Below are 8,009 nucleotides of genomic sequence, written 5' to 3' on the forward strand. Positions count from 1 at the left end.
AGCTGATGCCGGATCGCCTTGATAACTGATGCCGATTTTATCAATTTCATCGAGCATGATTACAGGATTGGATGTTTTTGTTCTTTTTAAGCTTTGTGTAATTTTGCCGGGCATGGCTCCTATATAGGTTCTTCTATGCCCCTTTATTTCAGCTTCGTCGCGCATACCACCAAGAGAAAACCGATAGAATTTTCGATTCAGAGCATCGGCAATGGACTTGCCAATGGATGTTTTCCCCACACCAGGAGGGCCAACAAGGCAAATAATGGATCCTGAAACCTTTCCTCGTTTAACGATGGTACTCACAAATTCGAGAATTCGTTGTTTAACATCATCTAATCCATAGTGTTGTTCATTAAGAATCTTTCGAGCTTTTTTTATATCGTAGTTGTCTTTCGAGAAAATACCCCAGGGCATATCTGTCAGCCAATTTAAATAGGAACGTGAAACATTAAATTCAGCAGATGCTGAATCCAGTATCCTTAATTTATCCAACTCCTCTTGAACGACATCAGCGGCTTCTTTTGATAATTTAAGTGTTTTGACCTTTTCTTCAATCTTTTCAATTTCGGAAGTCTTATCATCCTTTTCTAGCCCTAATTCCTGCTTAATTATTTTTAATTGTTCCCGAAGAAAGAATTCACGTTGATCAGTGGATATTTTTTCGCTTATTTGCGCTTGAATGTCTTCCTGTAGTTGTGTGATTTCCAGTTCTTCCTTGAGAAGAATTAACAGTCTTTCGCTGCGTTTGTATAAATCAAATGTTTCGAGCAATTCCTGTAATTTAAAGGGATCACTCGAGATAAATGATGAGACAATATCCATGAGTAGTCCGGGAGCTTGCATCCCCACTTCAGTAAACGAAAGGCGTAATTGCTCCTGAAGCATCGGATTGAGTTTAACCAGCTTTTTTACCGAATTGATAATGGCTGAGGTGTATGCTCTTAGTTCATCACTTATTTTCCTTTTTTCTTCAATTTTATATCTGACCGTCCAGTGTACTCTATTGTCGCGTTTTATTTTACGTATGTATTCGAAACGTGTGATCGCCTGAGCTAGAAATTGAATCTCCTCTTCAGTTCTAGTAATAATTTTAATGATTTTAACAAAGGTGCCGGTCTTGAAAAGAACTGAATCTAAAATACTGTCTTCATTCAATTCTTTAATAAAGGATATGCCTATAAATCCATTATTATTCTCAAAAGAATAGGTGATTAAATCAACAAATTCGACTCCGGTATATAGTAATGGTAAGGTAATTCCGGGAAAGAGAGGCTTGTCTTCTATTGGCACGACAATAATGTTGTCGGGGTAAATGTCAGAAACCAGCACGATATCTTTTCCGCCTACTTTACTCATGGTTATAAAATTTATATGAAATGAACCGTATAATAAATTTAATCAATATTTGACTTAGTAAAAAGTAAATTTTATTTGAGGAGTTTGAACAAAAGGCCGGAATAAAGAGGAATTGCTCGTAAGAGTTGGCCCTTTTTTGTGCTGAAAACTAATACTCGACGCAGATTAAAAATGATTGTTTATGATTGAAAAGGAAAATTCATTTTAACCTGTCAGAGTCTGAAGGATGAAGGCCTGACAGAGTTTAAATAATAAAACTCTCTTAGCTGGTGTTCTCGTACAAATTAATCTACTTCAAATTTTACTTTTTCTAATTTATGCTTCTTTATATCTTTACTTTTTCTGGGAATACTGCTTATACAATTGTTCTCATAAATTTGATATCCCTTAAGATAAAGTTGCTCTTATTCTGCCAATAGGGGATTGATTCTGTACCTTTAGGAGAAGATAACTAATAAAGATGTAGACGAGTACAACTATTAACCAGTTGGGCATCATCAAAGCATATAATATGAGAACAAAATTAAGAGAATGGCTTTTTATAATAGTGTCGTTTATCATTGCCCTATACATGTATGCCATTTTCTCGTACTTTGGAGTAGAGGATTTCATACAAGAGGGAGTCTTAAAGGAATATTTTGACTCTAATGTTTGGCACCTTGAGGTCATATTTTCAGGAATCTTACTTGGTATTCTTTTTATTCTCGTTAATCAATTGACTGAAAAACAAATCTTCAGAAGAAAAAGTTTTGGTTTCAATATTTTATTGAAAAGTGCTTTGTACCTGATTGGGCTAATTATCGTGTGCTTGCTTATTTTCAAATCATTTTTATTTTTTGGATTAGTCCCTCAAGAGCTGGTGGAGAAATTTAAAAGTTTACTATCCGTTAAGTTTTTTTTATCCGGCTTAATCTATTACGCATCGTTTATCCTCTTATTAAATTTTATCCTTTACATCAATAATAAATTTGGCCCTGGTTTGCTTATTGACCTATTGACAGGTAAATACTATCATCCCAGAAATGAAGAACTCATCTTTCTCTTTGTTGACCTTAAAAGCTCAACAGCTCTGGCAGAAAAATTAGGCCATATTAAATACAGTAAATTTATAAAGGAGTGTGTTCATGAATTAACGCCGGTTATTCAGAAATTTAATGCAAGGGTCTATCAATATGCCGGTGATGAGGTGATTCTATTCTGGAGTAAGAAAGAAGGCTTTCGCGAACTTAATTGCCTGAAAGCATTTTTTGAATTCAGCGATATACTTAAGCGGCAAAAAGAATATTTTAAGTCAAAATATGGCGAAGTACCTATCTTCAAAGCCGGGATGGATGTCGGGATTGTAACCGCAACTGAAATCGGAGATATAAAACGTGAAATCGCATATCATGGCGACGTCTTAAATACAGCGGCTCGTTTAGAGAAAAAGTGTAATGAATTTAATGAGAAATTGATTATAACACAGAATGTGATCGATCAAATTCAATCTACCAATGGCTATAATTTTAAATTGCTTAGTGACTTACCCTTACGTGGTAAAACTGAAAATATTAAATTCTATTCCGTTAGATCATAGTTCAACATTAAAGCGTGATTTCAAAGGAGTATCACGTTCCGTTGTTTTAAATTAAAGCCACAGTATGTTACCGAAACGAAGTGGAGATCAGCGGAGCTAATCGTGGGGGAGTGGAGCTGTGAATGACTAGTCATTCAACGCAGATTAAAAATGATTGTTTATGATTGAAATGAAAAATCCATTTTAACTTGTCATAGTCTGAAGAATTAAGACCTGACAGCGTTTAAATAATACAAATGCCTTAGCTGGTGCGCGTCGCATATTCTGTTCCCTGTCCCGAAAACTATTGGGAGGAGTAAAAGTAGAGAGGTGGCAAGCTTGTTTAGGTGGTCTTCTCACACAAATTAATCTACTTAAATTTTACTCTTTCTAATTTATGCTTCTTTATAACTTTACTTTTTCTGGGAATGCAGCTTATACAATTGTTTCCATAAATTTGATATCCCTTAAAATGATCTTACTCCTCTTCTGTCAATAGGGGATGTGTTGTGAACATTTGGGAGAAGCTATCTAATAAAGAGGTGTACGAGTACAACGATTAACAAGTTGGGGGTATTAAAAAGCAATATGAAATGCTATTCGTTATATTCTGTAATCCATTCGTATGACTTATTCCTGGAGGAATTTTCTAAAAATTGGCTGATGATAGCGAACTCACTTCAGGGGAAATGCATCATCAGAAATTAACGAATAAGCTTACAGAGTCAAAACATCTAATAAGGATAAATGACGACATGAAATCTCATCATATAGCTAGAAGATAAAATGTCAACTGTTTTAAAATATTACGATAATCACTTTGATTTGCATATCTCCATAAACTGTATAATCTATTATATTTTTATAGAATCTATCTTCTCGATAAAACAAATAGTTCAAATTCTAAGTTTTAAATTAATATGCACACCGTTAACCGTTTAATAGATTGTGTTCATTAGGATAATATTTCAGTATTGAATTGATATACACGTGTATATGTGTGATTTTAATGCGCTTATTTCAAATTTAGCCTCAGAATGATTCATGAAAAAGTTTAATAAGTAAAATTTGATGTTCATCAGGTTTATTTTCGTATTTATCAAAGACAGGCGTAATATTAAAAATACTTAATCTATATTAAGTCTAGATAAAAACAGTACGAAATTTAATCTTACTCTTATGAAAAGAATTTTTTTTAAATATTTATTTGCTTTAAGCTTTTTAAGCTTCGTGTTTTACTCTTGTGATAAAAATGATTTGATCAGCGAACTGGATGAAGTATCGAGTCCTGATTTAGTTCAATTGAAAAATGGCAATGTTGGTGAAACGGCCTATGCAGATGCAGGAACAGGAGAATTTACAGGTTATACGGATGACCTTATTTATATTAACACCGATGGTTGCCCAGATTATGGTGTCTATAAATACACGCTTTATGCAGGTAAAACGAATAATGCTGGAACCGTAGTAATAAGCAACGACGGAGATTATCTGTATGTTAGTTATAACACAAATGGCACGGCTGATCTTGGAGAAGCGCATGTTTATGTTTGGACCGATCAAAGCGAAATTCCAACGAAAAGACCTGCACCTGGTCATGCTCCCTACAAAGCAGAAGACATTAATGCTGATAATTACACTTTCATGATTCCATTAAGTGATTTTGGAACTTCGGAAGTTTGTGGTTCAGTATTCTATGTATCAACTCATGCGGCACTCGTAGCTGATGGAACTTTAGGTGATGATGCCGATGATGGAAATTCAGACTCCAATGACGGGGAAACAGCTTATGCAGGTGGTTTAAATACCCCTGATGGATTCCCAAAAAGTAAAGGAGCATGGTGGGGATATGTAACCTACACGGTGGATTGTTATTATGATATTTCAGGTACTGTATTTGAAGATGCTGATAATAGTTTTGATTTGGAAAGTGGAGAGTCTGGTTTTGAAGGGATCACGGTTGATTTGCTTGATGCCTCAGGAAATGTAGTTGCTTCTACTCTAACTGCTGCCGATGGAAGTTACCTGTTTGAGCATGTAGCTGCTGGTATGGATTATTCAGTAAGTGTAGCAAGTGGTCCAGCAGATTACACAGCTACAGAAAATGCAAGTGGATTTTCTATTCCTGCTTTAAGTAGCTGTTTAAAAGAAATAGATTTTGGATTCTATAAAGCAGATGGAGACGATGATGGAGACGATGATGAATTTAGTGAAACAGCCTACATGTTCGGTAATTGGTCATTCTGCGATGTACAATCAAGATGGGGATGGGCAAACTACATAGAACCTGGTCAAACCATTACTGAAACGATTTATGGCGGTGCTGGTCAATGCGACATCTCCAAAGGAACGGCCGTTGGTACTTCAACAATTGAGTATGCCCTAGATGGTACACTTACTATTGATATGGCGTATTTTTCAGGGTATACTATGAATAATATTCATATTAATATTGATAGTGATGATCCTACTACAATTACACCTAATATGAACTCCAATGGTAATTTTAACAGCAATCCTACATCTGTTTCATATCCAACAAACACATACACTGAAACGTATTCAATGTCTGGACCGCTTTATGTAATTATACATATGGAAGCCGTAAACGAATAAAAGTTTTAAGAGCTTTATAATATTTTAGTGTGAGGCGCCTGAAAGGGCGCCTTTCTTCACTTGTACTGTTATTCTCACAGATGCCTGCCAGCTCAGTTAACTCATTCTAATAAGCCAAGTGAAGTTCAGGTTGTGCCAGTGTATATTTTAAGAGGAGCCAACAGCAAGCTACAACAAAACTTATAAAAAAGACTAAAAAGGTGTGATTGCAAACTTGATTCGGATTGGACAGTCCGCAAATTAATTTGCGATGACAATACATAAAAGCCTTTAATACCGTGCTTTTCATAGCTTTAAAGTTCAAAAATGCCCACCCTCCCCAATGAACTACACCCCAAAAATGGGAAGCTCGGAAACCCATCTGGTTTAATCCTTCCCAAAATGGGAAGCACCGAAAACCATCTGGTTTAATCCTTCCCAAGAATGGGAAGCACTGAAACCCATCTGGTTTAATCCTTCCCAAAATGGGAAGCTCGGAAAATCATCCGGTTTAATCCTTCCCAAAAATGGGAAGCACTGAAAACCATCTGGTTTAATCCTTCCCAAGAATGGGAAGCACTGAAACCCATCTGGTTTAATACTTCCCAAAATGGGAAGCTTGGAAAACCATCTGGATTAATACTTCCCAAAAATAGGAAGCTCAGAAACCCCTCCGGTTTAACCCTTCCCAAAATTGGGAAATCTATAATCAGGTCATTTTTTTGTAATTCTGCCTTCTACTTATCTATAAACCCATTCCAAATGTTGAAATTGAGGAAACAATTAATGATCGTAAAACGACTCTTTTTTCAGTGCATCGCAATTTGCAATTAAGATATTTTTGTCTTTTTTTCATTTTCTCTTGTGAGATCAAAATAAAATCCTTTGCTTTGTCCCGATGAATAAAATGAATCACATAGAAAAATCTTTTTCTGCAACACAGTCTTGTTGTTGCTGCTGCTGTTGCTAAAACAGTTTGCGGGTGCGTCCTATGCACCTGTTGGGAATTAAATCCCCAATAACTCATTTTTTCTTTTTCATCATTAGCCTATTATCATGTCAATTTCCATTCAAACCGGAATGCCTTATTTTTCAAGATTCGTCTGTTGTTGCTCTTGCTGCTAAAACGATCGCTACTCACTTGCCTTTCAGTTTAAGCCAATTGTAGTGCTTCTCTTAGATCACGATTATTATTAATTCGCATCAAACCGATCATCTTTTTTTAAGGATCATGCAAGGACAAAATATCAAACCCTATTTTCTTCGAATTTCCACAACCGTCTGTTGTGGATAACAAAACACTAGAATTTTAAACCCGAACGATTTAGTCATTGTGCTAAGTCAAGGGTAAAGGCTGATAAAATAAGTACTACTCACACTGTGGGATAGCTAAAAATCTACAGCCTTAAATCTAATTTACAGTTTGAGCTTAACGTGTTGGAAATAAGCTTTGTGTTAAGTTGTTAAAAGAAGAATCATGCAATATTATCAGAATATATTAGAGGGGATTGGCAATACGCCATTAGTGAAACTAAATAACATTAATCAGGACTACGAGCCATTGCTATTAAGCAAAATGGAGAGTTTTAACCCTGGGGGTAGCTCAAAAGATCGTATCGCTATTTCGATGCTCGACGAGGCCGAAAGAAAGGGACTCATAAAAGCAGGAGGGACCATTATTGAACCCACCTCGGGTAACACTGGTTTGGGATTGGCTATGGTGGGAATCCTTAGAGGATACAAATTGATCTTTACCATGCCCGACAAAATGAGTCAGGAAAAGGAAGATTTGTTAACCGCACACGGTGCCACTGTTATTCGTACACCAACTGCTGTTGAACCCGACGATCCACAGAGTTATTATAAAGTAGCCGAGCGATTGCTCGATGAGGTTCCTAATTCCTTTTCACCCAATCAGTATTTCAATAAAAACAACCCGAAAGCGCATTACGAAAGCACAGGGCCAGAGATTTGGAGAGATACGGCTGGGGAAATTACGCATTTTGTTGCGGGTATCGGAACGGGAGGAACTATATCGGGTGTTGGAAAATATCTGAAAGAGCAAAACCCCAACATCAAGGTGATTGGTGTGGATACGGAAGGCTCAATATACAAACATGAGTTTTACAAAACCAAAGGACCTATTCATTCCTATTTGATTGAGGGCATTGGCGAAGACTTTATTCCGGATACGGTTGATTTTTCGGTGATAGATGAGGTGATAAGCGTTAGCGATAAGGATGCCTTTAATACAGCCAGAAACTTGGTTTTAAAGGATGCAATATTTGCTGGTTCTTCATCAGGAGCTGCAGTTAAGGGGGCCTTACAAGTCGCTGCCCAATTGCCAAAGGATGCTGTTGTAGTCGTCTTATTACCCGATTCGGGAAAAAGCTATTTAAGTAGCCTCTACAACGATGAGTGGATGCAAGAGAAAGGTTTATTTGAACCGAATTCTTCATCGATTAACCAATACGCACAAACGGATTGGATGCAGTTCTAA

General features: G+C 36.4%; 4 protein-coding genes. 3 read left to right on the plus strand and 1 reads right to left on the minus strand.

What is annotated here, in order from left to right:
* Window positions 1–1,359 (minus strand): LON peptidase substrate-binding domain-containing protein (locus ABY905_RS11315; protein WP_372643818.1); only part of this gene is annotated, 1,359 nt, incomplete at its 3' end.
* A 511-nt stretch (window positions 1,360–1,870) separates the two neighbouring features.
* Here ABY905_RS11315 and ABY905_RS11320 point away from each other — a divergent pair.
* The 3 genes from ABY905_RS11320 (at window position 1,871) to ABY905_RS11330 (ending at window position 8,009) form a co-directional block, all read left to right on the plus strand.
* Entirely contained in the window at window positions 1,871–2,935 is a 1,065-nt protein-coding gene (locus ABY905_RS11320) for an adenylate/guanylate cyclase domain-containing protein (protein ID WP_372643821.1), read from the plus strand.
* A gap of 1,158 nt (window positions 2,936–4,093) precedes the next feature.
* Window positions 4,094–5,530 (plus strand): SdrD B-like domain-containing protein, encoded by a 1,437-nt coding sequence (locus ABY905_RS11325; protein ID WP_372643824.1) that lies wholly within the window; start codon window positions 4,094–4,096, stop codon window positions 5,528–5,530.
* 1,456 nt (window positions 5,531–6,986) lie between these two features.
* Entirely contained in the window at window positions 6,987–8,009 is a 1,023-nt protein-coding gene (locus tag ABY905_RS11330; RefSeq protein ID WP_372643827.1) for a PLP-dependent cysteine synthase family protein, read from the plus strand.

The sequence above is a fragment of the Ancylomarina sp. genome, from assembly GCF_041555295.1.
Classification (GTDB): Bacteria; Bacteroidota; Bacteroidia; order Bacteroidales; family Marinifilaceae; genus Ancylomarina.

Bases quoted from the DNA above. Each gene is read 5' to 3' on its own strand.
- ABY905_RS11330 (WP_372643827.1), top strand. From the start codon at position 6,987: ATGCAATATTATCAGAATATATTAGAGGGGATTGGCAATACGCCATTA.
- ABY905_RS11325 (WP_372643824.1), top strand. From the start codon at position 4,094: ATGAAAAGAATTTTTTTTAAATATTTATTTGCTTTAAGCTTTTTAAGC.
- ABY905_RS11320 (WP_372643821.1), top strand. From the start codon at position 1,871: ATGAGAACAAAATTAAGAGAATGGCTTTTTATAATAGTGTCGTTTATC.